The following is a 23,968-nucleotide window of genomic DNA, read 5'->3' as shown; positions in this document are numbered from 1 at the left end:
CCTCACTTGGCAGACGCCTGCGGCTGCTCGATCTTCGTCAGTTGCGGATCGATCTTCTGACCCGGGATCACGCGCAGCAGCCCAGCTATCACCACGCGGTCGTCCGGCTTCAAGCCGCTTTCGATCACGCGCAGGCCGTTGTCGACCTGACCGATCTGCACCTTGCGTTGCTCGACAATGTTGTCGCTATTGACCACCAGGAGATAGCGGCCGCCCTGGTCGCTGCCGAGCGCGGTGTCGGGCACGAGGAGGGCGCTCTTGTCCTGGTCGAAGGGCACCCGGACCCGGACGAAATAGCCGGGCAGCAGCGCCCGCTTGTCGTTGGGCAAGACGCCGCGCACCGCGAGCGTGCCCGTCGATGTATTGAGGGTCGGCGAGATGTAGTCGAGGTGGCCTTCATGCGGATAGCCGGTCTCGGTCTGGAGGCCCACCTGGACCGGCAATTGTTTGAGGTCGGCCACGGTCAGCCCGCGGCGGATCGCTTCGGCGCGGATGCGCAGGACGTCCTGCTCATTGACCGTGAAGTTCACCCAGATCGGGTCCAGCGCGACGATGGTTGCGAGCTGGGTCGGGGAGGAGACGCCGACGAGTTCGCCGATCGAGACCAGGTGCGCGCTGACGATGCCGTCGAACGGCGCGCTCACCTTGGTGTAGCCGTAATTGACCTCGGCAAGCCTGGTATTGACCTGGGCCTGCTGCAGACTGGCCTGAGCGTTGTCGCGGGTCGATGTCGAGGTGTCGAGCGTGGACTGCGAGACCGCCTGGCGCTGCACAAGCTCGACCTGCCGCTTGAAATCGGCTTCGGCCTGCTTGAGCGTGGCCTGCGCGCCGACCTCGGCCGCCTGCGCCTGCTCGAGTTTGAGCTTGTAGGTCTCCGGCTCGATTAAGAAAAGCTGGGTGCCCTGCTTGACGAAGCTGCCGTCCTGATAGTCGATCGATTGCAGGAAGCCCTGCACGCGCGCCACCAGATCGACGCTCTTGACCGGCGCGGTGGTGCCGGTGGCTTCGACATAGCGCGTCACCGCGCGCTGCACGGGCGCCGCGACGTCCACCTTCGGCGGCGGCGGCGCCACGAACGTGTTCTTGTCCTCGCAGCCGGCGAGCGCCACCACGGCCGCCGTGGCGACGAGTGCCCGCCCGACATGTCTCCACGCTCCGTTCCGTTGTGCGAGATCAGCGGGATTCGCGCAGGTCATTCGGTGGCCCCCGATTATTGTCTGTCGGTGTGGCAGGCTACCAACAAATGCCCGGCCGTGGAACACCATAGCCATGGCGGTCACCGGCCTTGCACTGCAAATGGCGCAGTGGCCTTTGACAGGTTTGTCATGGCAAACCGCTTTTCACCGGGTGCATGATCGACCAGAATTGTGTCAAAGGCCGAGTGACGGAAACGAAGCGGTCGAGAAGCAGAGAAGAAAAGGTGAGGAGAACATGACATGCCCACGTCCCTCCAGGCGGCCCTTGCCGGCCTCGTTTTCGCAGCGGCAGTCGCCATGCCCGCGCTAGCCGATGGCCTGAAGGACGAGATCGCGCCGACCGGCAAGCTGCGGGTCGCGATCGCGATCAGCCCGGCGGGCGGCGCGTTCTGGTCGACCAAGACCGAAGCCGGCTATGCCGGCGTGCCGGTCGACCTCGGCAAGGAGATGGCCGGCCAGCTCGGCGTCCCCGTCGAATATGTCGTGCACCAGAATTCCGGGCAGATCACCGACGCAGCCGGCAAGGGGACGTGGGACGTCACTTGGCTGCCCAAGGATCCCGAGCGCGAGACCAAGATGATGTTCGGCCCGATCTACGAGGTCGCGGATGCCACCTACATCGTCAAGCCGGGCTCGACCATCACCAATTTCGCCACGCTCGACCAGGCGGGCATCAAGGTCGCGGCGGTCAACGCCACCACCACCATGCGCGGCGCCGTCGCGCATCTGAAGAACGCGAAGGTCACGGGCTATCAGACCTATGACGAGATCTTCGGCCTGCTCAAGAGCGGCGAGATCGACGCCTTCGCGCTGTCGCGCGACCAGCTCAACAAGATGGCGCAGAAGATTCCGGGCACGAAGGTGCTGGACGAGACGTTCAAGAAGACGGTGACCGCCGTCGCCGTCCGGCTCGGCCACAGCCAGTCATTGGCATTCGTCACAAAGTTCATGACGGACGCTGTTGCGAACGGCACCTTGCGCAAGGCCTATGACAACAACGGCCTGAAGGATACGCCGATCCGGACGGAGTAGCGGCAGGCGGCGTCATGGCCAGCGAGATTCAGATCCGTGCTTTCTTGCCGGCGGATACAGCCGCTGTGCGCGAGCTGTTCATCCGGATCAATCGTCTGTTGGCGCCTGACCATTTGGCGGAGGCGTTTGAGGGATACATCACCCGCTCCCTCGCGGAGGAGATCGATCGTCTCGCCGATTACTATGCGAGCCGGAATGGCGGTTTCTGGGTCGCCGTCGATGGCGGCGAAATTGTCGGCATGTTTGGACTGGAGGCCTTTGGCGAGCGCGCGATGGAGTTGCGTCGCATGTATGTTGCTCCCGGCGCGCGGCGCCGGGGCATCGCGCGCAAGATGCTGGCGTTTGCGGAAGAGGAGTGCCGCCGCCGCAACCGGCGGGAATTGCAGCTGAGCACGTCCGAGCTCCAGCAGGATGCGCTGGCGCTGTATCGAAACGCGGGATACGAGAAATTGCGCGAAGAGATCGCCGATGCCGCCAGCAACAAGACACTGGGCGGCGGCATTCGTCGCTACCATTTCACCAAGCGGCTCTGACGATCCCTGCCAAGTTCTTCGCCTGCTATTGCGGCTGGCTCACGGCTCCGCGGTTCACGCACCCCGGCCGCCGAGGCGGCGTTCGCGTTGGTCGCTGGTGTGAAAAATCTCGTCCCGGCCACTACGCAAAGTGTCTCGTGCGTCAAACTGACACAGCTCTGTCATTGCGTGACGCTAATGTCCCGAAGGTCGGCTTCAATCCTTCGGGGCATAACAATGAAATCCAGACTTCTGACGACGGTCGCGTTTTTCGCGGCCGCGACGGCACTCGCCTGCACGCTTCCCGTCCTCGCGGACGATTTCGGCCGTGACCGGGATCACGGGCATGATCAAGGTCGCGACAACGATCACGATCACGACCGTGATCATCACCGTCATCCGCATGACATCCACACCGAGACGCCGATCAAGCATCTCGTGATCATCTTCAACGAGAACCGCTCGTTCGATCATTACTTTGCGACCTATCCGAACGCGGCCAATCCGTCGGGCTCGATCCCCTTCGTGCCGAAGCCGCATACGCCGAAGGTCAACAATCTCGCCAACGCGCATTTGCTGGTGAACAATCCGAACAACAGCGCGGCCAACGGCACCGGCGCGACGGACCCGTTCCGCCTCGACCGTACCCAGGCCAACACGCGCTCGCAGAACCACTCCTACACGCCCGAGCAGCAGGCCGTGGACAACGGCAAGGAAGACCTGTTTCCGAAATTCACCGGCCGCGGCACCGCCGGCGGCGCCGGCGCGTTCGGCACCAACGGTCAGGTCATGGGCTATTTCGACGGCAACACCACCACCGCCTTCTGGAATTACGCCCAGCACTTTGCCATGAGCGACAATGCCTGGACCGACACTTTCGGTCCGTCGACGCAGGGCGCGCTCGCGGTGATTTCCGGCCAGACCAATGGCGCGCAGAACATCGTCGGCACCTCGGCGTCGATCGCCGACGGCCAGGGCGGCCTGACGCTGATCGGCGACACCGACCCGGCCTACGATTCCTGCTCGAGCACGAGCAGCACCGTGCTGATGACAGGCAAGAACATCGGCGACCTGCTCAACGACGAGCGCATCAGCTGGGGCAGCTTCATGGGCGGCTTTGACCTGACGCTCAAGAATGCCAACGGCACCACCGGCTGCGCGCGCACCACGTTCTCCAGCAACGTGAACGGCACGATCGTGGACTACAGCCCGCACCACGCCTGGTTCCAGTACTACAAGTCGACCGCCAACCCGACCCATGCGCGGCCGAGTTCGGTCGATGCGATCGGCCACACCTACGAGAAGGGCGGCAAGACCGTCGATCCGGCCAACCACGCCTACGACCTCGAGGACTTCTACGCCGCCGTGAAGGCCGGCAATTTCCCGGCCGTCTCCTACATCAAGATGTCGGCCTACCAGGACGGTCACGCCGGCAACTCCGATCCGCTCGACGAGCAGGCCGGCAATGTCGAGCTGATCAACTTCCTCCAGAAGCAGCCGGAGTGGCGCGAAACCGCGGTCATCATCACCTATGACGACTCCGACGGCTGGTACGACCACCAGTACGTTGTACCGAAGACCGCCTCCTACGATCCGACCGCCGATCAGGTCAACGGTCCGGGCCTGTGCGGCCTCGGCCCCAACAAGCAGCCTGCGCCGAAAGGTCTCGTCGGCAAGCCGGTGAACGGCCGCTGCGGTCCCGGCACGCGCATTCCCTTCATCGTGGTCTCGCCCTACGCCAGGACCAACCACGTGAGCAGCACCTACATCTCGCAGGCGTCCGTGGTGCGGTTCATCGAGGACAACTGGCTGCGCGGCCAGCGTATCGGTGGCGGCTCGTTCGATGCCAACTCCGGCTCGATCATGGACCTGTTCGACTTCGATCAGGATCACAGCCATGACTACCGGACCGACGCGCTGTTCCTCGATCCGACCTCCGGCACGGTGATCACCAGCCCGTCGGACGAGCATCACCACCACTAGTCCAACGGGACGATTGATGAACAGCCGCACCATGTGGCTTCTCGGCGCCGGCCTGCTTTGTCTGGCCGGCGCCGTCTTTGCGGCCGGGACGCAAGGACTTGCGGAGACGAGCCAGCTCGGCGCGAACCCGAATCCGGTTCGCCTCATGCGCCCGCCCGTCGCGCCATTGTCCGCGATGGCGCAGCTCGGCAAGGAGATCTTCTACGACGCCTCTCTGTCGTCGTCCGGCGCGCTGTCCTGCGCATCCTGCCACAGCCCGGATCATGCCTACGGTCCGCCCAACGACGGACCGGTGATGCTCGGCGGCGCCGCCTTGTCGCGGCAAGGCGCACGCGCGGTGCCGTCGCTGACCTATCTCGATCGCCATCCGAATTTCAGCATCGGCCCCGACAAGGGCGACGACGACAATATCATCGACCTCGCGCAGATGGCTGCGATCGGCCAGCAGGCCGCGCGCACGACGAAGACGGCCGGCGGCAGCGGCGCCTCGGCGAACATCGTGCCGCAAGGCGGCCTGTTCTGGGATGGCCGCGCCGACACGCTCCAGGACCAGGCGCTGTTCCCGCTGCTCGACCCCAACGAGATGGACGGCGGCAGTGCCGAGATCGTCGCGGACAAGCTGCGCAATGCGCCTTACGCCAATCGCTTCGTCGAGCTGTTCGGCGCCGGCGTGCTCAGAAATCAGCGGCTCCTGATCGCGGAGGCGATGTTCGCGGTGGCGCGCTACCAGGTGGAGGAGCCGAGCTTCCATCCCTACACCAGCAAGTACGACTACTGGCTCGAGAGCAAGGCGCGACTGTCCGAGAGCGAGCTGCGCGGCCTGCAAGCGTTCAACGACCCCGACAAGGCCAATTGCGCCGGCTGTCACACCTCGGCGCCGACCCGCGACGGCCTGCCGCCGCTGTTCACCGATCACCAGTACGAGGCGCTCGGCGCGCCGCGCAATGCCGCGCTCGCCGGCAATCGCGATCCCAGCCATTTCGATCTCGGCGTCTGCGGCCCGCAGCGCACCGACATTCCCGAGCAGACGCAATATTGCGGCATGTTCCTGACGCCGACGCTGCGCAACACGGCGACGCGCCACGCCTTCTTCCACAACGGCGTCTTCAGCACCCTCGAGCAGGTCCTGGATTTCTACAATTTTCGCGACACCAATCCGGAAAAGGTTTTTCCGCGCGGCGCCGACGGCGCGGTGCGGAAATACGACGACCTGCCGCAAAAATATCATGCCAATGTCGACGTCACCGATCCGCCCTTCGATCGCCACCCCGGCGACAAGCCGGCGATGACGGAGCAGGACGAAGCCGACATCATCGCGTTCCTGAAGACGCTGACGGACGGCTACAAGCCGGAGAATTAGAGTAGTGACGAATCAAAGTGTCGACGCATGATTTCGGGATGCGCATGCGGCGCAAAAGTCAGTCGTCGCCTGCATGAACACTCTTGCCGCCGCCGCGTCGGATCGCGTGGCTGTATTCAAAAGAACTCAAGCGAAGGAAAGTGATTGACCAGTCTGTCCCAGAGCGAGGACGGCGGCCGCGGCTGCCTTTTGGCATCCCTGAGGGACAGGCACCGCGGTGCCAGTCTCATTCCATAATAGAGGTTCGCTCCGGAGAGGCTCTGACCGCCCTGTATGCTGACAGTCGGATCGAAATTGTTCTTTATCAAGTCTGTCGTTTGTTCCACGGAGCCTGCCGCTGAGTTGTCATAGGCCGCGACGTATTTCGTCGATGCCTTGAGAACCCGTTGACCCTGGCAAACGTATTCCCCGTTTTCCAGATACCGTTTGACTTCTCGATCGCAGGATTCGCGTTGGAACAGCTCCTCCGCGATGATTGATAGATCTTCAAGCGAGATTTCCAGCACTTGAACGTCATCAAGCTCGAGCTTTACAGCTTCTGCCAATTTTGCATCGGTATGCGACTGAATCGAACGCACGACTTTTGAGTCGAGTGAATATTGTGTCTTTCGTAGCTCCGAAGTGACCTGGGTCGCTGAAGATGAAGTACGAGTGACCCCGACCAGCCGATCCGGCGAGACTTCGCACAGCATGTCGTAATCCTGGCCGTTCGGAGAGACATGATAGATGGACCCTGGAGCGCGCAGGAGGACCGGTGGCGTTATCGGGTGAAAGCCGATAGCGGTGATTGCTTCGTTGAGTTTATTTGGGGGCGTGCGTAGATGTATCGCGGCCACGGATGCCAGTGGTGCGATGCTCACGATCGCGACTAATGCTCCCCACTTGACCAATGGGCGCATTGGAATTCTCCGCCGATTATCCGCAACAATAGTGTCCGCAGGGGCGCGCGCATGCGTTGGCCGAATCTGTGGGAACAGTCGTCGTGAGTGCGGCGAGAGTGAAGACAAAAAATAGTGCTGCGAACTTCATGGCCTGTCCTCCTATGGATTGACAGATGTTCGCTCGGCTTGACGTCCGGAAACCCGCAACGCTTTGGCGCCGGGAAGCGAGACATCTCCTTGCGAAACTACGCCCAGTATGGGGGCGTTGATATGAACTAGCTCACACTATCTAGAATTGTGTCGGTCCCTCGGAGGACCGTCGCCCTTCTGCATATCCTCAGCGCCCCTCGATCTCCGTGTATTTCGCCATCGCGCGCTCGAACTTCCGGTTGAACAGCCACATCGCGCCGAGAATCTCGCGGAAGCTGGCCGAGGTCCGCGCCCGGTCGGCTTGTCCGGACGCGAAGATGCTGTTGTTGCGCAAATGCTTCATGATCGTTGGACTGGACACCCTGTAGTTAAGGACATCGCCGGACTTGAGCGCGGACCGCGTCGGGGTCGGGACGATCTGGATCAGTTCGAACAGCTTCATCTGGTCGATCGGGTCGGGCAGTATCTTCACGATTCCTGGAATCTCCCGGAAGACCTCCGAATGCGCGTTCATCAGGCCGTCGCGCACGTTGGTCCAGTGGTTGAAGCGATAGTCCGTGCCGCGGGCGCGTGCCTCTTCCCTGTCGTCGCGCGCGTTCAGCTCGGGGTTGGCCGCCGCGATGTCTCCCTTGATGGCCTCCCATTTCCGGCGGCCGTTGCGGTCCTCGGACGGGCCGGTCTGGAAGCTGCCCATATAGGTGTTCGAGCGCCCGTTGCGGACATTCTGCTTGCCGTTGGTCTCGGCGAAGAACAGCCCGAGGCTGATCCGGCCCGCAGCCTCGGCGTGAGCCGGTGGAAGCCCCTTGGCGCGCGCGATCGCGACGGCGAGATCGACGACGTCCTTGAACGGCGTCGCCGAGTTCTGCGCGCCGGCGGGCGGCGCCTCCATGACGTCGAACAGCTTTGAATATTCGTCGATCAGTGGCTCGATGTCGGCGTCGAAATAGGCCGGTGGTATCTCGAACTTGTTGGGCTTGCCGATCCGCGACGGCATCGCGTCGGTGAGATCCTTGTAAGCACTGATGACAGCGACGCGCGCCAGATAGAGCGCCTGTCCCGGCAGGTTCGGCAGCGGCTCCTTCGCCTCGATCTGTCGGCGCCGCTCGGCAAGGATGGATTTGAAATCGCCGAGCGCGCGATCGTAGGTGGCGAGCGCCTCCGATTGCTTTGCGTTAAGCGTTTGTGCCTGGCTGACTGTGAACGTCGTGAGGATCAGCCCAAGCACCGCCAGGGCCGTGGCGGCGTGACATCGTCGTCCCATGGCGGGTTCCCATGTGCCGGAGATTCGTCGGTCACGGGATCGTAAACATCAAACGCGCGGACTGGCGAGTTGCAAATCACGCTCAGCCCGCGTTCTCCGACCTTACGCTGTGGCCCGGTACTCCGGCGCCGAGGCCAGGAATTTCGCATAGGCATCCGCATCCGGCGGCTGGAAGTGTCCGGCGAGCCCGCCGCGCTTCTGGTTCTTGGCGCCGATATCGGCCATGAGCTCGTCGAAGTGGCGATAGTGATAGGGTGCGACGCAGAGGCCGCCATAGACGCCGGCAGCGGGCCGTTCGACGCGCTTGAAGTGCAGCATCATCTCGACATTGTCGCGCATCGCTTGCGCCGTCGGCTGGTTCGCGAGCTGGCCGTCGGCATAGCGCACCAGCCAGTTCGCCGCGAGATCGGCACATAGCACGGTGCAGAACGACGAGTTGAAGCCGACGAAGCCGATCTCTGGCAGATCAGGGTTGGCGATCAGGCGGTAGAGCCGGTACTGCCCGTCCGCATCGACAAGTTTCTGCCGATAGGCCTCGGGCAGGAACGGCACGCCGAGCTTGTAGCCGATCGCGAGCACGGCGACGTCGGCCGCGACGCGCTCGCCGCCGCTCATCACGATGCTGTCGCCTTCATAGTGATCGAAGCTGCCGAACACTGCCTTGATGCGGCCGTCGGCGACCATCGGGTAGAAGTCCGGCGTTGCGATCGGCACCGAGCAGTTGACGCCGTCCTCGATCCGCTCCTTCGGCACCATCTTGCAGCGGTTCAGCTTGAGCTGCGCCTTCAACAGGCTCTCCAGTCCGCGCCAGTTCGCCCAGATCAGCGGCGCGGCGATGCGGTGCGCGAGCCGCGCCATGGAGCTCGCGCCCCAGCCCGGAAACATCTCCTCCTGCGCGCGGATGTAGAGGATGCGCTTGAAGTTCACGAGCCCGCCGATGAAATAGGGAATGCGCCACACCGGCTCGCGCATCACGATGGTGACTTCGCGCGCGCCTGATTTCACCGCGTTCACGGCGATGTCGGTCGCGGACTTCGAGCCGCCGAGCACGACGACGCGCCGCCCTTTTGCTAGCGCCGGATCGCTGTATGTCGAGGAATGCAGAATCTGGCCGCCCTGCGCCAGAAAGCCGTCCTCGCCCGGGCAATGCAGCTCGCGCGGCTCGTTGAACTGCCCGGTGCAGATCGCGACAAAATCGACATCTTCGTTCGTCGTGCCGTCCTTGTTCGACAACGCCAGCGTCCAGCCCGGTTTGCCGTCGGCGCGCCGCGCCATGCCCGCGACGGCGGTGTTGAGGCGCAGCATGCGGTCGAGGCCGAAGCTCTTCGCATAATCGGCGAGATAGGCATGGACCTGCGGCCCGGTCGGCCATTCCGGATAGGTGTCCGGCATGGCGCGGTCGGTGTAGCGGTAGAGCTCCTTCGGGCTCTGGGTCTGCACGTCAGGATAGGAGCGCGCCGGCTCCCAGACGCCGCCGAGATCGACACTGCGCTCGACGATGGTGACGCGGTGGCCGTGGCTGGAAAACGCCTTTGCGGCGGCGAGGCCGGAGACGCCGGCGCCGATCACGCAGACATGCTTGGGGCTGACCATGGGATTCCTCGCAATCAATGTGTTTCGGGCGCAAGCGACCACGCTCGGCCGCGATGCGCGACCGGCGGACCCGCAAGCAGATGAAGCTGGACGAGAAGGCTTAGTCGTTGGCCTCGGGCGGCAGGAAGTCGACCTCGTGCAGTGCTGAGATGCGCACGACTTCGGCCGGGTCCGTCAGATTGTGGAGCTGGTTGAACAGCGCCTCCAGCTTCTGCATCGGCGAGACCCAGAACAGCGCGCGGCACGGCTTGTCGGACTTGTTGAAATAGCCGTGCGGGATGCCGCGCGGCATGCGCACGAGATCCCCGGCATGGGCCTTGACCCATTGGCCATCGAGCTTGAGATCGAGCGTGCCTTCCTGCACCAGGATGAACTCCTCCTGGGTCGGATGGATGTGCACGGGCACGAACTGGCCGGGCTCGCTGTTGGTCTCGAACGCGAAGGTGGAATCGGTGACGGCCTTGGGGAAATAGACCTGGCCAAGGATGTTCCAGCTCTTGCCGCCATAGCCTGTGCCGTTTGTGGTAATGCCCTTTTCGAGTGCAGTCATGGCTCGCTCCTCATGGATTCCGGCGAGGATGGAGCTTCGGCCCGTCGACGGTCGCTGTCTATCCGCTAAACGAATCCGGATGCGGCTGTTGCCATGCAGCACGACGATTTTGCGACGCGGCTCTTTTCGCGTCCCGGGAACTATTATAGGCTTAAAGCAACTCCGTGACCCGAAGCGTGGTCGACGATGTCCGCAGCCGAGCTGGAAATGAGCACGTGGCGGTCCGAAGCCGAACGGCTTGCGGACTTCGCCCGCGTCACCACGGACGATGTCGACGAAGCGGCGGAGCAGATCGGACGCATCTTCTGCCCCCATGATCTCGAGCCGGTACGGCCGCGCGGGCCCGGCTTCTCCGCCCGGCACAATTGCGCGGCGTTCGACGGCTTCTCCATCAACTATGTCGCCTATGGCGGGTCGGTGAGCATCGATCCCGGCTGCCTCGAGCGCTTCTTCCTGGTGCAGGTCCCGCTCACCGGCACCGCCCGCATTCGTGCCGGCGTCAGCGAAATCGATGCCGCGCCGGGCCGGACGGCGTCGCTGCTGTCGCCGACCATTCCGACCCGGATGATGTGGAGCGACTGTGCCCAGGCGATCCTGCTGCTCGACCGTCGCATGGTCGAGCAACGCGCTGCGTCGCTGTCGGGCAGGGCGGCCGGCCCAGTCGAGTTTGATGCGGCGATCGATCTGGACGCACCGGCGGGGCGGGCCTTGCGGACCAGCCTTGCCGAGCTGATGCGGCTCGCCGAGCGTCTCGGACCGCGCGGCAGGCTTTCACCGGTCGCAATGGCCGATTGGCGCGAGGTGCTGCTCGATCATCTCCTCAATGGCCAGCGCCATGACCTGTCGGATGCCATCAGGAGATTCTCGGGGCAAGCCGAGCGTCTGCCGCGTGCACTCCGCGCCGCGCGGGACCATCTTGCGGAAAATGCCAGTGAGCCGCTCGACCTCGCGCAGCTCGCCTGCGCGTCCGGGATCGGCGTCCGTGCGCTCCAGCTCGGCTTCCGCCGCCACTTCGGCGTGTCGATCTCGGAGATGCTCCTCGACATGCGCCTCGCTGGTCTGCACGTCCGGCTCGCGCAGGCTTCGCCGGATGTCTCCATCACCGAGATCGCCTTCGATCTCGGCTTCACCCATCTCGGCCGCATGGCGGGCGCCTACCGTGAAAAATTCGGCGAGACGCCGTCGGCAACGTTGCGGCGAAGGATGAGCTAGGCGGCGGACATCTATTTTCTCGATCGCGTCGTGCCGTTGTCTTCAGCCGCCTGCCTGCGCAAGAAGCCCTCGACATCCGCCTGCACCGAGTAGGGCGTCGGGATCGGATCGCCCGCGGCGTCGACGGCGGTATCGAGGGAGCGGCGCAGCATGCGCGCGAGCTCGGCTTTTCGGTACGGCTTTGCCAGCAGCGGCGCGCCCATGGTGGCGCGTCCCTGCGCGTGCAGCGAATCGTAGGCATATCCCGACGTGAACAGCACCCGCAGCGAGGGCCGCGCAGCCACCATCTGCTCGGCAAGCTCGCGTCCGTTGACGCCGCCGGCCATCACGATGTCGGTGAAGAGCAGATCGAACGGCGTGCCTTCGGCCACGATGGCGAGCGCTTCGGTCGCGTTGGCGGCGGAGATGACCTTGTAGCCGAGGCTTTCGAGCTGGACGGTGACATATTGGCGGACGTCGCGATCATCCTCGACGCAAAGGATGGTTTCCGTGCCGCCCACCACCTTGCGCTCGTCATAGCCGGCTGGACGGAGCGTGCTGGTCTCGGCCTTCGGCAGGTAGATCGTGAAAATCGTGCCGCGGCCTTCTTCGGACGTGACCTTGATGCCGCCGCCGGACTGCTTGACGAAACCGAACACCATGCTGAGACCGAGCCCGGTGCCCTTGCCGACATCCTTGGTCGAGAAGAACGGATCGAAGATGCGTTCGAGAATGGCTTGCGGAATACCCGTGCCGGTATCGGCGATCTCGATCTCGACATAGTCGCCGGCGTAGCCGGCGCCCACCGCGACGGCCTCGCGCACGCCGAAGACCACCCTGCGCGTCGTCAGCGTGAGCTTGCCGCCATCCAGCATCGCGTCGCGGGCGTTGATCGCGAGGTTGAGCAGCGCCGCGCTCAGTTGGCCGCGGTCGGCGAAAGCCAGCCAGACGTTGCGGTCAGGCCTGGATATGATCTCGATCTTCTTGTCGAAGGTCGCCAGCAGCAGCTTGGCGACCTCTTCGAGCAATTCGTTGACGTCGATCTCGGCCGGCTGGAGCGCCTGCTTGCGGGCAAAGGACAACAGGCTCGACGTCAGAGCGGCGCCGCGATCGGCCGCCTCGCTGATCAGCTTGGTGATGGTCGCAAGCGGCGGGTTGTCCTTTACGGCGTCGGCGAGGATCTCGATCGTGCCCGTGATCACGGTGAGCATGTTGTTGAATTCGTGCGCGATCCCGCCGGTGAGCTGGCCGACCGCCTCCATCTTCTGGGCCTGGATCAGTTGCTCCTCGGCCGCGCGCTTCTGGGTGACGTCCTTGACGAAATTGTTGATGATTGTGCGCCCGCCGAGCTGGAGTGCCGTGCTCGACGCCTCGATCAGGATCTGGTCGCCGTTCCGGTGCAGCAGCGTCGCTTCGAACCGGATGCCGATCGGCGTATCCGACAGTTCCGGCAAAAGCCGCATCATGCGTTGCCTGAAGCCGTCGCGGAGCGGCTCGGCGATGAGGAGGTTGACGACGTCGGCCCCGAGCGCCTCCTTGCGCGTCCATCCGGTCAGGGCCTCGGCCTGGACACTCCACTCCAGGACGATGCCGTTCGCGTCGGTCTGAACGAAGGCGTCGAGCGCGGTCTTGATGACGGCCTGGGTCATCTGTGCGCTGGCTTGGGCCTGCTCGGCCAGTTGCGCGGCGGCGCGTTTGTCCTGTGCCGTTTCGATCGCGCGCGTGCACAGCCGTGCGAGCAGGACCGCAACGGCGCCGCTCGCCAGCAAAGCGACGGCCTGGGCAAAGCCGAACCAGGTCCCGGTCGCGGCATAGGAGGCGAGGAGGGCCGCGGCGGTCACGGCGACCTGCGCGGCCATCGCGAGTGTCAGAAGCGGTCTGAGTTTCATGGTCTCACACCAACGACGTCAATCGCGGGACCCTCGCGTTCGCGCTGTAGATTGCTCCGGCTTCACGTCAGCTACAGGCTCCGCGAGCCTGCGTCGAGGGGCAATTTCCGGTGGGGCCCCGGCGTTCCTCGCGCTCAACCTGCCGGCGAATCGGTCTGGCGCAGCGTCGTGACCCAGATCACACGCGCGGCCTGCTGGGTCGGGTTGTCGAACATGTGCGGCACGATGCTCGGAAAGCGGAAACTGTCGCCGGCCTCGAGCAGATGAGCCTGGTTGTCGAGCCACAGCCGCAGGCTGCCGGACAGAATGTAGCCGGCCTTCTCGCCGGTGTGCTGCAAGAAGTCGGTGCCGGACGAGGCGCCGGGGTTGAGCGTGAGCTCGTAGAGTTCGAGCTGGCCCTTGTCTGCCGGCGTCAGCGCTTCCTTGACGACGCCGCTGGCGGTGAGCCGCAGCAGGCGCCGGCTGTTCTTACGCACGATGTAGCGCTGCACGTCGGCGGGATCGGTGGTCTCGAAGAAGTAGGAGATGGGAACGTCGAGTGCGATGCTGAGCAGGCGCAGCGTCCGGATCGACGGCATGGCGCGTGCGCGTTCGAGCTGGCTGATCATACCGTTGGAGAGCCCGGTCTTGGTGGCGACGTCCTGGATCGAGAGGCCGGCGCGCTGCCGCAGCAGCCGCACGGTTTCGCCGAGTCGCTGGTCGACCGCATCGTCGGCCTCGATCGCCGGGGCGTCCTTCGGACCGTTGGTATCGCCGCGACCATCCATGTCGCTCTCCTATGCATCATCTCAGCCCCGGACCGCATCGGACCTGGGCTTCAGTCGGAGTGAAAAGGTCGCGCATCCTAGCAATGTGATTGACAGCTGTATTTAGTCATGATGAACTTTTGACTGAAAAATTTAGAAGCACTAAAGCCCACTCCTGTCCCTTTGCCGGGGTCTCGGGGCGCGGGAGAGGTGCCGCGTGCGGGAACGGAGACTGGTCATGGCAGATGACACCGGCAAGTTCGGCGTGGGCGGACTGCATGTTGGCATTCCGAATCGCCGACAATTCTTCCAGCTCGGCGCGGGCGCCGCGGCGGGGTGGACGCTTGCAGGCAACGCGTTCGCGCAAACGGAACGCCCGACCAATCCGCCGGACAAGCCGCGCGGGCAGGTGATCGCGGCGCTGTCGCAGGAGCCGACCGTCTTCCATCCCCTGATGCCGGGCATCGAGGTCGATCAGGGCATCTGGTGGCAGGTGTTCTCGCCGCTCTGGTTCATCGAACCCGACGGCAAGTTCGTTCCCGACCTCGCGCGCGAAGTCCCGACCGTCGAGAATGGCGGCCTGTCGGCCGACGGCCTGACCTGGAAGATCAAGCTGCGCAGCGACGTGAAGTGGCACGACGGCACGCCGTTCACGGCCGAGGACGTGAAGTTCTCGCTCGAGCTGATCAACAATCCCGACTTCCGCGTCCGCAATCGCGTCGGGCACAACCTCGTCAAGGACATCAAGGTCGTCGCGCCCGACGAGATCCACTGGCGGATGGAGGCTCCCTATTCGCCCTACATGTCGATCCTGTCGCTCACCTTCATCGTGCCAAAGCACATCCTGGAGAAGCTGTCGGATCCGAACGCCTCGCCGTTCCACAATGCGCCCGTCGGCACCGGGCCGTTCCGCTGGGGCGAGCGCGTGCCCGGCGACCACATTCAATTGAATGCCCACGCCGGCTATCACGGCAAAGGACCTTACGTCGAACGCGTGGTCTTCAAATACATTCCCGATCTCACCGTCCTCTACACCCAATTCCGCACGGGGCAGGTCGACTACACCGGCCTGCAAGGCATCTTGCCGAACTTCGTGCAGGAGGCGAAGACGCTGAAGGGCCGCAAGATCTTCGTCTCCGCGACGTCGTCGGTGGAGCACGTCGCGCCCAACCTCGAATTCGGCCCCTTCGCCGATCGCGCGGTGCGCGAGGCGCTTTACCTTGCCATCAACAAGCAGGCGATCATCGATGCGCTGAACTACGGCCTGCCGACGCAGACCGAGAGCTTCGTGCCGCAACAGGCCTGGTCGTTCCAGCAGGGCCTGCCGCAGCACAAATACGATCCGGCCAAGGCCAACGCGCTGCTCGACGCGGCCGGATGGACTCGCGGCTCCGGTGGCATTCGCGAGAAGGGTGGGGTCAAGCTCGAATTCACTAACTCGACCACGTCAGGCAATGCGGTGCGCGAGCAGACCCAGCAGCTCCTGATGCAGGACTGGCGCGCGATCGGTGCTGCGATGCGCGTCAACAACATGCCCGCCGCCGTGATCTGGGGCGATTTCTGGCAGCAGTCGAAGTTCAATTCGGTGCTGGTGTCCGTGAACTTCATGCTCGGCAGCGACCCCGACGTGACGCCGCGCTTCGGCTCCGGCGCCATTCCCGCGAAGGGTGGCCGCGGCTTCAACACCTATCAGTACAACAGCGCCGAGGCCGATCGTCTGCTCGCCGAGGGCGCCAGACAGTTCGATCTCGCCCAGCGCAAGACGACCTATGGCGATCTGCAAAAGCTGATCCGCAACGACCTCGCCATCCTGCCGCTGTTCCAGGGTTTTATCGCCGAAGGCGTGAAGGAGGGGCTGCAAGGCTTCCGTCCCAACATCAACACCTCGATCAATTGCTGGAACATCCGCGAATGGTACTGGGCCTGATGTCTCAGGCTCGCGGGATCGCCTGAGATGGCCCGTTACGTCGTCAACCGCCTGGCGCAGGCGATCATGCTGCTGGTGATCGTCTCCGCGATCGGGTTTGCCATCCTGCATCTGGCACCCGGCGGTCCGCTGTCGCAGTTCGCTGCGTCCGCGCAGATGACGCAGGAGGACCTCGACCGCGTCACCAAGCAGCTCGGCCTCGATCGCCCGTTGCCGATCCAGTATCTCGACTGGTTCGGCCGCATGCTGAGAGGTGATTGGGGCAAGTCCTATCGCGACGGCGAGGCGGTGCTGTCGGTGATCTCCTCCCATCTCGGCGCCACGCTGGAGCTGATGGCGACGGCGACGATCATCGCGGTTTTGCTCGGCTGCTGGATCGGCGTGCTGGGCGCGCTGCGCCGCTATTCGCTGTTCGATACGCTGGCGACCGTCGGCGCCATGATCGCGCTGTCGATCCCGACCTTCTGGTTCGGCCTCGTCACCATCTATGTGTTCTCGGTGAAGCTCGGCTGGCTGCCGGCCGGCAATCGCCAAACCGTCGGCGATGGCTCCTTCCTCGACCTGCTGCATCATCTGATTGCGCCGGCGCTGGTGCTGGCGCTGGTCGAGACCGCGATGTGGGGCCGCTTCATGCGCTCCTCCATGCTCGAGGTGATCAACCAGGACTACATCCGCACCGCGCGCGCCAAGGGCATGCCGGAATGGCGCATCCTCACCGTGCACGCGCTGCGCAACGCGCTGCTGCCGATGATCACGGTGGCCGGCCTCCAGTTTCCGACGCTGCTCGGCGGTGCGCTGGTCGCCGAGACCGTGTTCACCTGGCCCGGCATGGGCCGGCTGTTCCTCGATTCCATCGGCTACCGCGACTATCCCGTGGTGATGGGCATCCTGATGTTCTCGGCGACCATGGTGCTGATCGGCTCGCTGCTCGCCGACATTCTCTATGCCGTCGTCGATCCGCGCATCCGGGTGGGCTAGGGATGACGGCTGCGACCCTCTCGACCGTTCAGCTCGCGCCCGGCCAGGCCGCATGGCGGCGCTTCCGCCGGCACCGGCTTGCGCTCGCCGGTGCCGTCATCATTCTGGTGCTCGTCCTCGGCTCGGTGTTGGGTCCTTATCTGCTGCCGTTCGACGACACCTATATCGACATCATGAAGCGGTTCGCGCCGCCGTTGTCGGGCGCGCACATCCTCGGCACCGACGAGCTTGGCCGCGACGTGCTGGCGCGGTTGATGATGGGCGGGCGGATCTCGCTCTCGATCGGCATCGTCGCGATGGTGATCGCGATGGCGGTCGGAATCGCCGTCGGCGCCTTCGCCGGCTTCTATGGCGGCGTGGTCGGCGCGGTCCTGATGCGGCTGGTCGACGCCGTGCTGTGCTTTCCGACGATCTTCCTCCTGCTTGCGCTGGCTGCCCTCACCGAACCTGGCCTGATCACCACGACGGTGCTGATCGCGGCGACCGCCTGGATGAGCGTCGCCCGCGTCGTCGAGGCCCAGGTGCGTTCGCTGCGCGAGCGCGAATTCGCGGTCGCCGCGCTCGCCTTCGGCTCGTCGAACCTGCGGATCATGTTCCGCGAGCTCGTGCCCAACGCGATCGCGCCGATCGTGGTGGCGGCGACGCTGAACGTCGCCAAGGCGATCCTGCTCGAATCCTATGTCAGCTATCTCGGCTACGGCATCCAGCCGCCGGCCGCGAGCTGGGGCAACATGCTCAACAACGCGCAGATCTATCTAACCAGCGCGCCGTGGCTCGCGATCGCGCCGGGCGTCGCCATCACGCTGGCGGTGACGAGCTTCAATTTCCTCGGCGATGGCCTGCGCGATGCACTCGACCCGCGAATGAACATCCCATGACGAGCCTGCCCCGAGCCGACTTGCTTCGATCGAACTGAATAGCTGGAGTGTCCCATGTCCCCGCCGCTCACCCGTATAAACAGCGACGAACGCCTGCCGGCGCAGGCGGACGTCGTCGTCATCGGCGGCGGCGTCATCGGCGTGTCCGCGGCCTACCATCTGGCGAAGAAGGGTCTCTCCGTCGCCCTCGTCGAGAAAGGCCATGTTGGCGGCGAGCAGTCGAGCCGCAATTGGGGCTGGTGCCGCCAGCAGGGCCGCGCCCGTGAGGAGATCCCGCTGGCCCGCGAGGCGCTCCGGCTCTGGGAGGACATGCAGAACGACGCCGGTGTCGATGCCGGCTTCCGCCGCACCGGCGTGCTGTTCCTGACCAAGAGCAAGGACGAGCTGGCCAGTTGGGAGCGATGGGCCGCAACGGCGCGCGAGATGCAGGTCCACTCGACCGTCCTGACACCGGCGGAAGTCGCCGAGCGCCTGCCGGGCAATTCCGAGAAATGGGTCGGTGGCCTGCACACGCCGAGCGACGGGCGCGCCGAGCCGTCGATGGCCGTGCCGGCGCTCGCCACCGCCGCACGCAAGCACGGCGTGACCATCCATCAGGGCTGCGCTGCACGCGGGCTCGAAACGCAGGGCGGACGGGTCAGCGCCGTCGTCACCGAGAAGGGCGCCATTCGCACCCAGTCCGTGCTGCTGTCGGGCGGGGCGTGGTCGTCGCTGTTCTGCCGCCGTCACGGCATCGAGCTGCCGATCGGTCTCGTCAACGCCACCGCATGCCGAACCACGCCGGGACCGGAGATCACGTCCGGCGCGCTCGGCACCGACTTCTACTGTATCCGCCGCCGTCTCGACGGCGGTTTTACACTGGCGCTGCGCAACCGGGGCACGGTCGAACTGTCGCCAGACCTGTTCCGCTACGCGCGCACATTCTGGCCGACCTACCTGCATCGCAAGAACGGGCTGAAACTGTCGTTCGGCAAATCGTTCTTCGACCAGATCGTGCGCGGCACGAGCTGGAGTTTGGACAAGCCGTCGCCGTTCGAAACCGAGCGTGTGCGCGATCCGGCACCTGACATGTCGCTGGTCAACGCGGCGCTGGCTTCGCTGATCAAGTCGAACCCCGAATTGAAGGACATCGAGATCGCGGAGGCCTGGGGCGGCACGATCGACTGCACGCCGGACACCATTCCCGTGATCTCGCCGGTCGATGCCTTGCCCGGCTTCTTCCTCGCGACCGGCTTCTCCGGCCACGGCTTTGGCATCGGTCCTGCGGCCGGCAAGCTCGCCGCCGACATCGTGACCGGCGCGACGCCGCTGGTCGATCCCGCGGCATACAGCCACAAGCGCATGATCGACGGCCGGCGGCTCGCGCCGGTCAGCCCGTTCTGAGAGTGCTGGTTGCATGACGGTTCTCTACAAGGCCAACATGGTTCGCGGCGCGGAATGGGCACGCTTCTTCGCGGAGCGCGCGCCCGATGTGCCGTTCCGGCTCTGGCCCGACATCGGCGATCCCGCCGAAGTGCGCTACCTGGTGGCGTGGGTGCCGCCTGATAGCATCGCGACGACCTTTCCCAATCTCGAGCTGGTCTTTTCGGTCGGCGCGGGCGTGGATCAGTTCGATGCCACAAAAGTTCCGGCGCACATTCCGCTCGTCCGCATGCTGGAGCCCGGCATTGCCGAGACCATGGTGGAATACGTTACGATGGCCGTGCTCGCCCTGCATCGCGATCTCCTGCATTTCATCGGCCAGCAGAAAGAACAGGTCTGGCGCGAGATCCGGATCACGCCGGCAAGGCGGCGGCGTGTCGGCGTGATGGGGCTAGGCCAGCTCGGCCAGGCCGTGCTCGACCGGCTCAAGAAGTTCGACTTTCCGCTCCTCGGCTGGAATCGTTCGCCGCGCGAGATTGAAGGCGTCACCTGTTACGCCGGCGTGGACGCCTTGCCGGACTTCCTCGCGCAGGTCGACATTCTCGTCTGCCTGCTGCCGCTGACCGACGAGACCCGCGGCATCCTCAACGCCGATCTGTTCGCGCGCCTGCCGCGCGGAGCAGGGCTGGTCAATGTTGGGCGTGGCCCGCATCTCGTCGAAACCGATTTTCTCGCGGCGCTCGACAGCGGCGCGCTGTCCGGTGCGGTGCTCGACGTCGCCGAGCCCGAGCCGCTGCCGGCGGGCCATCCGTTCTGGAGCCATCCGCGCATCCTGCTGACGCCGCACAATGCCAGCATGACGACGCCTGATACGGCCGTCGATTTCGTGCTCGACGTCATCGCACGCCACCGCCGCGGCGAAGATCTGCCGGGGCGCGTCGATCGTAGTCGCGGCTATTAGGGCAATCGCATGAGCATCGGCGCAAGCAGGCCTGATCCAATCGTTGCCGAAGCGCAGGCGCCCGTGCTTTCGGTCGCGGGCCTGACCACGTCCTTTCTGCGCGAGCGGCAATGGATCCCCGTCGTCCGCGACGTGTCGTTCGATATCGCGGCCAAAGAAACCGTGGCGATCGTCGGCGAGTCCGGTTCGGGCAAGAGCGTCACCGCGCTTTCCATCATGCGGCTCATTCCGAAGGAGAGCGGCCGGGTCGAGGGGCGCGTCACGCTCGCGGGCCGCGATCTGTTGACGTTGTCCGAAGCGAGCATGACGGATGTTCGTGGCAACGATGTCGCCATGATCTTCCAGGAGCCGATGACGAGCCTCAATCCCGTGCTCACCATCGGCTTCCAGATCGCCGAGGCGCTGATCCAGCATCGCGGCCTGTCGCGCGCGGCGGCGGAGGCCGAAACCATCCGTCTGCTCGATCGTGTCCGCATTCCTGCGGCGGCCTCACGCTTCCACGAGCATCCGCATCGTTTCTCCGGTGGCATGCGCCAGCGCGTGATGATCGCGATGGCGCTCGCCTGCAAGCCGAAGCTGTTGATCGCCGACGAGCCGACGACGGCACTCGACGTCACCATCCAGGCGCAGATCCTGGAGCTCCTGAAGGAGCTCCAGCAGGAGGAGGGGATGTCGATCCTCTTCATCACCCACGACATGGGCGTGGTCGCCGAGATCGCGGACCGGACCGTGGTGATGTACGGCGGGCAGGCGGTCGAGACCGATGCGACCGCGCGCATCTTCGCAGCACCCTCGCATCCCTATACGAGCGCGCTGCTCGCGGCCGTGCCGCGTCTCGGCTCGATGGGCGGGCGGACGCGGCCGATGCGTTTTCCGATCGTCGACAAGGTGACGGGCACCTCGGACGATCCGGCGGAGACGCCCGACACGGTCTCGATGGCCGAGCGGCCGCTGCTCGAAGTCTCCAACCTCACCACACGCTTTCCGATCCGCTCCGGCTTGTTCGGCAAGGTTTCGGGCCGCGTCCACGCGGTCGAGAACATCTCTTTTACCCTGCGAGCCGGCGAGACGCTGGCGCTGGTCGGCGAGTCCGGTTGCGGCAAGTCCACGACAGGCCGCTCCATCCTCAAGCTGACGGAGCCGGACATCGGCACTGTGCTGATCGACGGCCAGGACGTCCTCGCCATGAACGCCCGTACCTTGCGCGACTTCCGCAAGCAGATGCAGATCGTATTCCAGGATCCGTTCGCGAGTCTCAATCCGCGCATGTCGGTGGGGACGGCGATTGCCGCGCCGCTGCTCGCCAATGGGCTCGCCACGGCTTCGCAGGCACGAGACAAGGTCGCCGATCTGCTCGTGCGCGTCGGCCTGACCGCGGATATGGCCGCGCGCTTTCCGCACGAATTCTCCGGCGGCCAGCGCCAGCGCATCTGCATCGCGCGCGCGCTAGCGCTCGGGCCGAAGCTGATCGTTGCGGACGAAGCGGTCTCCGCCCTCGACGTCTCGGTCAAGGCCCAAGTCGTCAACCTGATGCTCGACCTCCAGGCCAGCATGGGCCTTGCCTATCTCTTCATTTCCCACGATATCGCGGTGGTCGAGCGCATGAGCCATCGCGTCGCGGTGATGTATCTCGGCGAGATCGTTGAGACCGGCTCGCGCGCAGCCTTGTTCGGCAATCCGCAGCATCCCTATACGAAGAAGCTGATGGCCGCGGTGCCGGTGCCCGATCCATCGCGCCGCGGCACGAAGCGCGAGACCTCGAACGACGAGATCAGAAGCCCGGTGCGCGCACCGGATTATCAGCCGCCGGTCCGGCAGTATCGCGAAGTCTCGCCCGGCCACGTCGTCCAGGTCTGGGGCGAGGAATGGTCGGCCTAGCGCGCGAAGGCGCGCCGCGAATGCTTTCGAGAACGCACGATAATATCGTGCCATGATCTGCCGCACACGTTAACGGTGTTGTCCTTCGCGATGCCAAGCCTGTGAAATCGTGCTGAAATCACAATGAATTCACCTCGTTGCGACGGAGTGCGACCGCCTGCCACAATCTATATGTTAATCCGGCGAAGCTGGACCGTCGGCCGTCGATCTCCGATAATGCATCGACTCGGAAAGGCCGACGCAGACGTGCCTTTCACGGATGGAATATTGAAATGACACAAGCAGGCGTCTACGGGCAGAGGCTCGGGCGGGGCCTTCACGTGAAGGAAGCTCCGGTTCTGATTACGCGCTCGCTGCGCAGCGCGGAGGTCGCGGTCACCGAAGTCCGCAATGACAAGCCGACGCCCGAGCTTTCGGGCTCGCTGCCGGCGGAGGATGCTTACCTTGTCAGCCTGAAGCTTCGCGACTATCCCGCCTGCGAATGTTGGGAGGAAGGCCGCTACGTCACCAGGGAGGATATTCGTGCGGGCGCGACCTATCTGTACGACCTCAAGCGCGATCCGCGCTATGTGATCGACAAGCCGTTTCACTCACTCTTCTTCTATTTGCCGCGCCCGGCCCTTCACGACATGGCGAGGCAACCCGGCGCGCCGCGCATTGGCGAGCTCAGCTACGAGCCCGGTGTGGGCCATGACGACGGGGTCATCCGTCATATCGGTGCCAGCTTGCAGGAAGCACTGCGTCGACCTGACGAGACCAACCAACTTTTCGTTGATCACATGATGCTCGCGCTCACCGCCCACGTCGCCCAGACCTATGGCGGGCTGAAGCCTGTCGCCGAGCCTAACCGCGGCGGCCTCGCGCCATGGCAGATGAAGCGCGCCTGCGACCGGCTCGAATCCGATCTCTCAGGCAAGGTCGCGCTGGAGCAGATCGCGACCGAGCTCGGCCTTTCGGTCAGCCACTTTTCACGTGCATTCCGGATCTCGACCGGCCTGCCGCCGCATCAATGGCTGCTGCGCCAGCGCGTGAAGGCGGCCACGCAGCTGATGACCGTCCGCAACCTGCCGTTGTCCGAGATTGCGATCTCGGCCGGATTTGCCAATCAAAGCCATTTCACGCGGGTGTTCACGCAGATGGTCGGCGTCAGTCCGGGCGCATGGCGCCGCGAAACCCATGGCGGGCAGGACGCGTAGAGCGTTTTCACGTCAAAATCAGAATCCAAATCAGGGCCGCTTCGCCGGTGAGATCGCCTGCTTCGTGCCCGTGAATTCGTGAGGCGCTGCGCTTCAAGGCAAGCATCCCGGCCATTCCTTCAGCAGGCGGCGACATCACGCTGAGGGAGGACGAAGCCAGGGCGAAGTCCGCCGATTTCCTGCACGAGGATTTCGCGCGGCGGCATCTGCTATCCGCCTGACGAGATTTTTGCGGCGCGCCGCGGCCTACCCGACGCGAATGGATCTGACGTGGCTAAACGCGGGACTGCTTGCGAACTCACGGCGCCAGTCAGTTCGCGCTTCTGCGCTCCCGACTATGCAACGATGCAAACTTAGTCCTCCTGAAATCGTGACTGGATGGAGCGAAAGGGCACAGGAGTATGTGAACAGTCTCATAGTCCATCACTCTCTTTTCGAGCTAAC

At 64.5% G+C, this 23,968-nt stretch carries 19 protein-coding genes; 12 read left to right on the top strand and 7 right to left on the bottom strand.

What is annotated here, in order from left to right:
• Nucleotides 1-2: 2 nt before the first annotated feature.
• Nucleotides 3-1,196, bottom strand: a complete 1,194-nt coding sequence (locus ACKWRH_RS35910; RefSeq protein ID WP_445217386.1) for an efflux RND transporter periplasmic adaptor subunit — start codon at nucleotides 1,194-1,196, stop codon at nucleotides 3-5.
• Between the two features lie 240 nt (nucleotides 1,197-1,436).
• Here ACKWRH_RS35910 and ACKWRH_RS35905 point away from each other — a divergent pair, with 240 nt between their 5' ends.
• The 4 genes from ACKWRH_RS35905 (at nucleotide 1,437) to ACKWRH_RS35890 (ending at nucleotide 6,083) form a co-directional block, all read left to right on the top strand.
• Nucleotides 1,437-2,228 carry an ABC transporter substrate-binding protein gene (locus ACKWRH_RS35905; RefSeq protein WP_445217385.1) on the top strand — a complete coding sequence of 264 codons (792 nt, stop codon included), beginning with the start codon at nucleotides 1,437-1,439 and terminating at the stop codon, nucleotides 2,226-2,228.
• A gap of 14 nt (nucleotides 2,229-2,242) precedes the next feature.
• On the top strand, nucleotides 2,243-2,761 hold the full coding sequence (locus ACKWRH_RS35900) for a GNAT family N-acetyltransferase (protein ID WP_445217384.1): 519 nt from the start codon (nucleotides 2,243-2,245) through the stop codon (nucleotides 2,759-2,761).
• 216 nt (nucleotides 2,762-2,977) lie between these two features.
• Entirely contained in the window at nucleotides 2,978-4,723 is a 1,746-nt protein-coding gene (locus ACKWRH_RS35895) for a phospholipase C (protein ID WP_445217383.1), read from the top strand.
• 16 nt (nucleotides 4,724-4,739) lie between these two features.
• Nucleotides 4,740-6,083 (top strand): cytochrome-c peroxidase, encoded by a 1,344-nt coding sequence (locus ACKWRH_RS35890; RefSeq protein WP_445217382.1) that lies wholly within the window; start codon nucleotides 4,740-4,742, stop codon nucleotides 6,081-6,083.
• A gap of 116 nt (nucleotides 6,084-6,199) precedes the next feature.
• On the opposite strand, the gene ACKWRH_RS35885 is transcribed toward ACKWRH_RS35890, so the two are convergent.
• The 4 genes from ACKWRH_RS35885 to ACKWRH_RS35870 all read right to left on the bottom strand — a co-directional run bounded on the left by ACKWRH_RS35885 (nucleotide 6,200) and on the right by ACKWRH_RS35870 (nucleotide 10,518).
• The gene (locus tag ACKWRH_RS35885; RefSeq protein WP_445217381.1) at nucleotides 6,200-6,982 is read right to left on the bottom strand and encodes a hypothetical protein; all 783 of its coding nucleotides are present in this window, start codon (nucleotides 6,980-6,982) and stop codon (nucleotides 6,200-6,202) included.
• A 319-nt stretch (nucleotides 6,983-7,301) separates the two neighbouring features.
• The gene (locus ACKWRH_RS35880; protein WP_445217380.1) at nucleotides 7,302-8,375 is read right to left on the bottom strand and encodes a hypothetical protein; all 1,074 of its coding nucleotides are present in this window, start codon (nucleotides 8,373-8,375) and stop codon (nucleotides 7,302-7,304) included.
• 102 nt (nucleotides 8,376-8,477) lie between these two features.
• A complete protein-coding gene (locus ACKWRH_RS35875; protein ID WP_445217379.1) occupies nucleotides 8,478-9,968 on the bottom strand; it encodes a flavin-containing monooxygenase in 1,491 nt (496 codons plus the stop codon).
• 100 nt (nucleotides 9,969-10,068) lie between these two features.
• Nucleotides 10,069-10,518 carry a cupin domain-containing protein gene (locus tag ACKWRH_RS35870; RefSeq protein ID WP_445217378.1) on the bottom strand — a complete coding sequence of 150 codons (450 nt, stop codon included), beginning with the start codon at nucleotides 10,516-10,518 and terminating at the stop codon, nucleotides 10,069-10,071.
• Between the two features lie 186 nt (nucleotides 10,519-10,704).
• Between ACKWRH_RS35870 and ACKWRH_RS35865 the strand changes: the two genes are divergently transcribed.
• The gene (locus ACKWRH_RS35865) at nucleotides 10,705-11,730 is read left to right on the top strand and encodes an AraC family transcriptional regulator (protein WP_445217377.1); all 1,026 of its coding nucleotides are present in this window, start codon (nucleotides 10,705-10,707) and stop codon (nucleotides 11,728-11,730) included.
• An 11-nt stretch (nucleotides 11,731-11,741) separates the two neighbouring features.
• Here ACKWRH_RS35865 and ACKWRH_RS35860 read toward each other — a convergent pair whose 3' ends face one another.
• Nucleotides 11,742-13,598, bottom strand: coding sequence for an ATP-binding protein (locus tag ACKWRH_RS35860; RefSeq protein ID WP_445217376.1), 1,857 nt, complete (start codon nucleotides 13,596-13,598; stop codon nucleotides 11,742-11,744).
• A gap of 134 nt (nucleotides 13,599-13,732) precedes the next feature.
• Nucleotides 13,733-14,365: a cupin domain-containing protein gene (locus ACKWRH_RS35855; protein WP_445217375.1), complete on the bottom strand. Its 633-nt coding sequence runs from the start codon at nucleotides 14,363-14,365 to the stop codon at nucleotides 13,733-13,735.
• A 217-nt stretch (nucleotides 14,366-14,582) separates the two neighbouring features.
• Here ACKWRH_RS35855 and ACKWRH_RS35850 point away from each other — a divergent pair, with 217 nt between their 5' ends.
• From ACKWRH_RS35850 to ACKWRH_RS35820, 7 genes are all read left to right on the top strand, one after another.
• Nucleotides 14,583-16,271, top strand: coding sequence for a peptide ABC transporter substrate-binding protein (locus tag ACKWRH_RS35850; RefSeq protein ID WP_445217374.1), 1,689 nt, complete (start codon nucleotides 14,583-14,585; stop codon nucleotides 16,269-16,271).
• A 27-nt stretch (nucleotides 16,272-16,298) separates the two neighbouring features.
• Nucleotides 16,299-17,249, top strand: a complete 951-nt coding sequence (locus ACKWRH_RS35845; RefSeq protein ID WP_445217373.1) for an ABC transporter permease — start codon at nucleotides 16,299-16,301, stop codon at nucleotides 17,247-17,249.
• 2 nt (nucleotides 17,250-17,251) lie between these two features.
• On the top strand, nucleotides 17,252-18,127 hold the full coding sequence (locus tag ACKWRH_RS35840; RefSeq protein ID WP_445217372.1) for an ABC transporter permease: 876 nt from the start codon (nucleotides 17,252-17,254) through the stop codon (nucleotides 18,125-18,127).
• A 54-nt stretch (nucleotides 18,128-18,181) separates the two neighbouring features.
• The gene (locus ACKWRH_RS35835; RefSeq protein WP_445217371.1) at nucleotides 18,182-19,510 is read left to right on the top strand and encodes an NAD(P)/FAD-dependent oxidoreductase; all 1,329 of its coding nucleotides are present in this window, start codon (nucleotides 18,182-18,184) and stop codon (nucleotides 19,508-19,510) included.
• Nucleotides 19,511-19,523: 13 nt separating this feature from the next.
• Complete coding sequence (locus ACKWRH_RS35830; protein WP_445217370.1) at nucleotides 19,524-20,450, top strand: 2-hydroxyacid dehydrogenase; 927 nt, start codon at nucleotides 19,524-19,526, stop codon at nucleotides 20,448-20,450.
• A 9-nt stretch (nucleotides 20,451-20,459) separates the two neighbouring features.
• On the top strand, nucleotides 20,460-22,328 hold the full coding sequence (locus ACKWRH_RS35825) for an ABC transporter ATP-binding protein (RefSeq protein ID WP_445217369.1): 1,869 nt from the start codon (nucleotides 20,460-20,462) through the stop codon (nucleotides 22,326-22,328).
• A gap of 272 nt (nucleotides 22,329-22,600) precedes the next feature.
• On the top strand, nucleotides 22,601-23,524 hold the full coding sequence (locus ACKWRH_RS35820; protein ID WP_445217368.1) for a helix-turn-helix domain-containing protein: 924 nt from the start codon (nucleotides 22,601-22,603) through the stop codon (nucleotides 23,522-23,524).
• Nucleotides 23,525-23,968 lie beyond the last annotated feature (444 nt).

It is taken from the genome of Bradyrhizobium sp. Pa8, assembly GCF_052588265.1.
This window is presented reverse-complemented; position numbering and strand designations above follow the sequence as displayed.

Bases quoted from the DNA above. Each gene is read 5' to 3' on its own strand.
- ACKWRH_RS35910 (WP_445217386.1), bottom strand. From the start codon at position 1,196: ATGACCTGCGCGAATCCCGCTGATCTCGCACAACGGAACGGAGCGTGG.
- ACKWRH_RS35905 (WP_445217385.1), top strand. From the start codon at position 1,437: ATGCCCACGTCCCTCCAGGCGGCCCTTGCCGGCCTCGTTTTCGCAGCG.
- ACKWRH_RS35900 (WP_445217384.1), top strand. From the start codon at position 2,243: ATGGCCAGCGAGATTCAGATCCGTGCTTTCTTGCCGGCGGATACAGCC.
- ACKWRH_RS35895 (WP_445217383.1), top strand. From the start codon at position 2,978: ATGAAATCCAGACTTCTGACGACGGTCGCGTTTTTCGCGGCCGCGACG.
- ACKWRH_RS35890 (WP_445217382.1), top strand. From the start codon at position 4,740: ATGAACAGCCGCACCATGTGGCTTCTCGGCGCCGGCCTGCTTTGTCTG.
- ACKWRH_RS35885 (WP_445217381.1), bottom strand. From the start codon at position 6,982: ATGCGCCCATTGGTCAAGTGGGGAGCATTAGTCGCGATCGTGAGCATC.
- ACKWRH_RS35880 (WP_445217380.1), bottom strand. From the start codon at position 8,375: ATGGGACGACGATGTCACGCCGCCACGGCCCTGGCGGTGCTTGGGCTG.
- ACKWRH_RS35875 (WP_445217379.1), bottom strand. From the start codon at position 9,968: ATGGTCAGCCCCAAGCATGTCTGCGTGATCGGCGCCGGCGTCTCCGGC.
- ACKWRH_RS35870 (WP_445217378.1), bottom strand. From the start codon at position 10,518: ATGACTGCACTCGAAAAGGGCATTACCACAAACGGCACAGGCTATGGC.
- ACKWRH_RS35865 (WP_445217377.1), top strand. From the start codon at position 10,705: ATGTCCGCAGCCGAGCTGGAAATGAGCACGTGGCGGTCCGAAGCCGAA.
- ACKWRH_RS35860 (WP_445217376.1), bottom strand. From the start codon at position 13,598: ATGAAACTCAGACCGCTTCTGACACTCGCGATGGCCGCGCAGGTCGCC.
- ACKWRH_RS35855 (WP_445217375.1), bottom strand. From the start codon at position 14,365: ATGGATGGTCGCGGCGATACCAACGGTCCGAAGGACGCCCCGGCGATC.
- ACKWRH_RS35850 (WP_445217374.1), top strand. From the start codon at position 14,583: ATGGCAGATGACACCGGCAAGTTCGGCGTGGGCGGACTGCATGTTGGC.
- ACKWRH_RS35845 (WP_445217373.1), top strand. From the start codon at position 16,299: ATGGCCCGTTACGTCGTCAACCGCCTGGCGCAGGCGATCATGCTGCTG.
- ACKWRH_RS35840 (WP_445217372.1), top strand. From the start codon at position 17,252: ATGACGGCTGCGACCCTCTCGACCGTTCAGCTCGCGCCCGGCCAGGCC.
- ACKWRH_RS35835 (WP_445217371.1), top strand. From the start codon at position 18,182: ATGTCCCCGCCGCTCACCCGTATAAACAGCGACGAACGCCTGCCGGCG.
- ACKWRH_RS35830 (WP_445217370.1), top strand. From the start codon at position 19,524: ATGACGGTTCTCTACAAGGCCAACATGGTTCGCGGCGCGGAATGGGCA.
- ACKWRH_RS35825 (WP_445217369.1), top strand. From the start codon at position 20,460: ATGAGCATCGGCGCAAGCAGGCCTGATCCAATCGTTGCCGAAGCGCAG.
- ACKWRH_RS35820 (WP_445217368.1), top strand. From the start codon at position 22,601: ATGACACAAGCAGGCGTCTACGGGCAGAGGCTCGGGCGGGGCCTTCAC.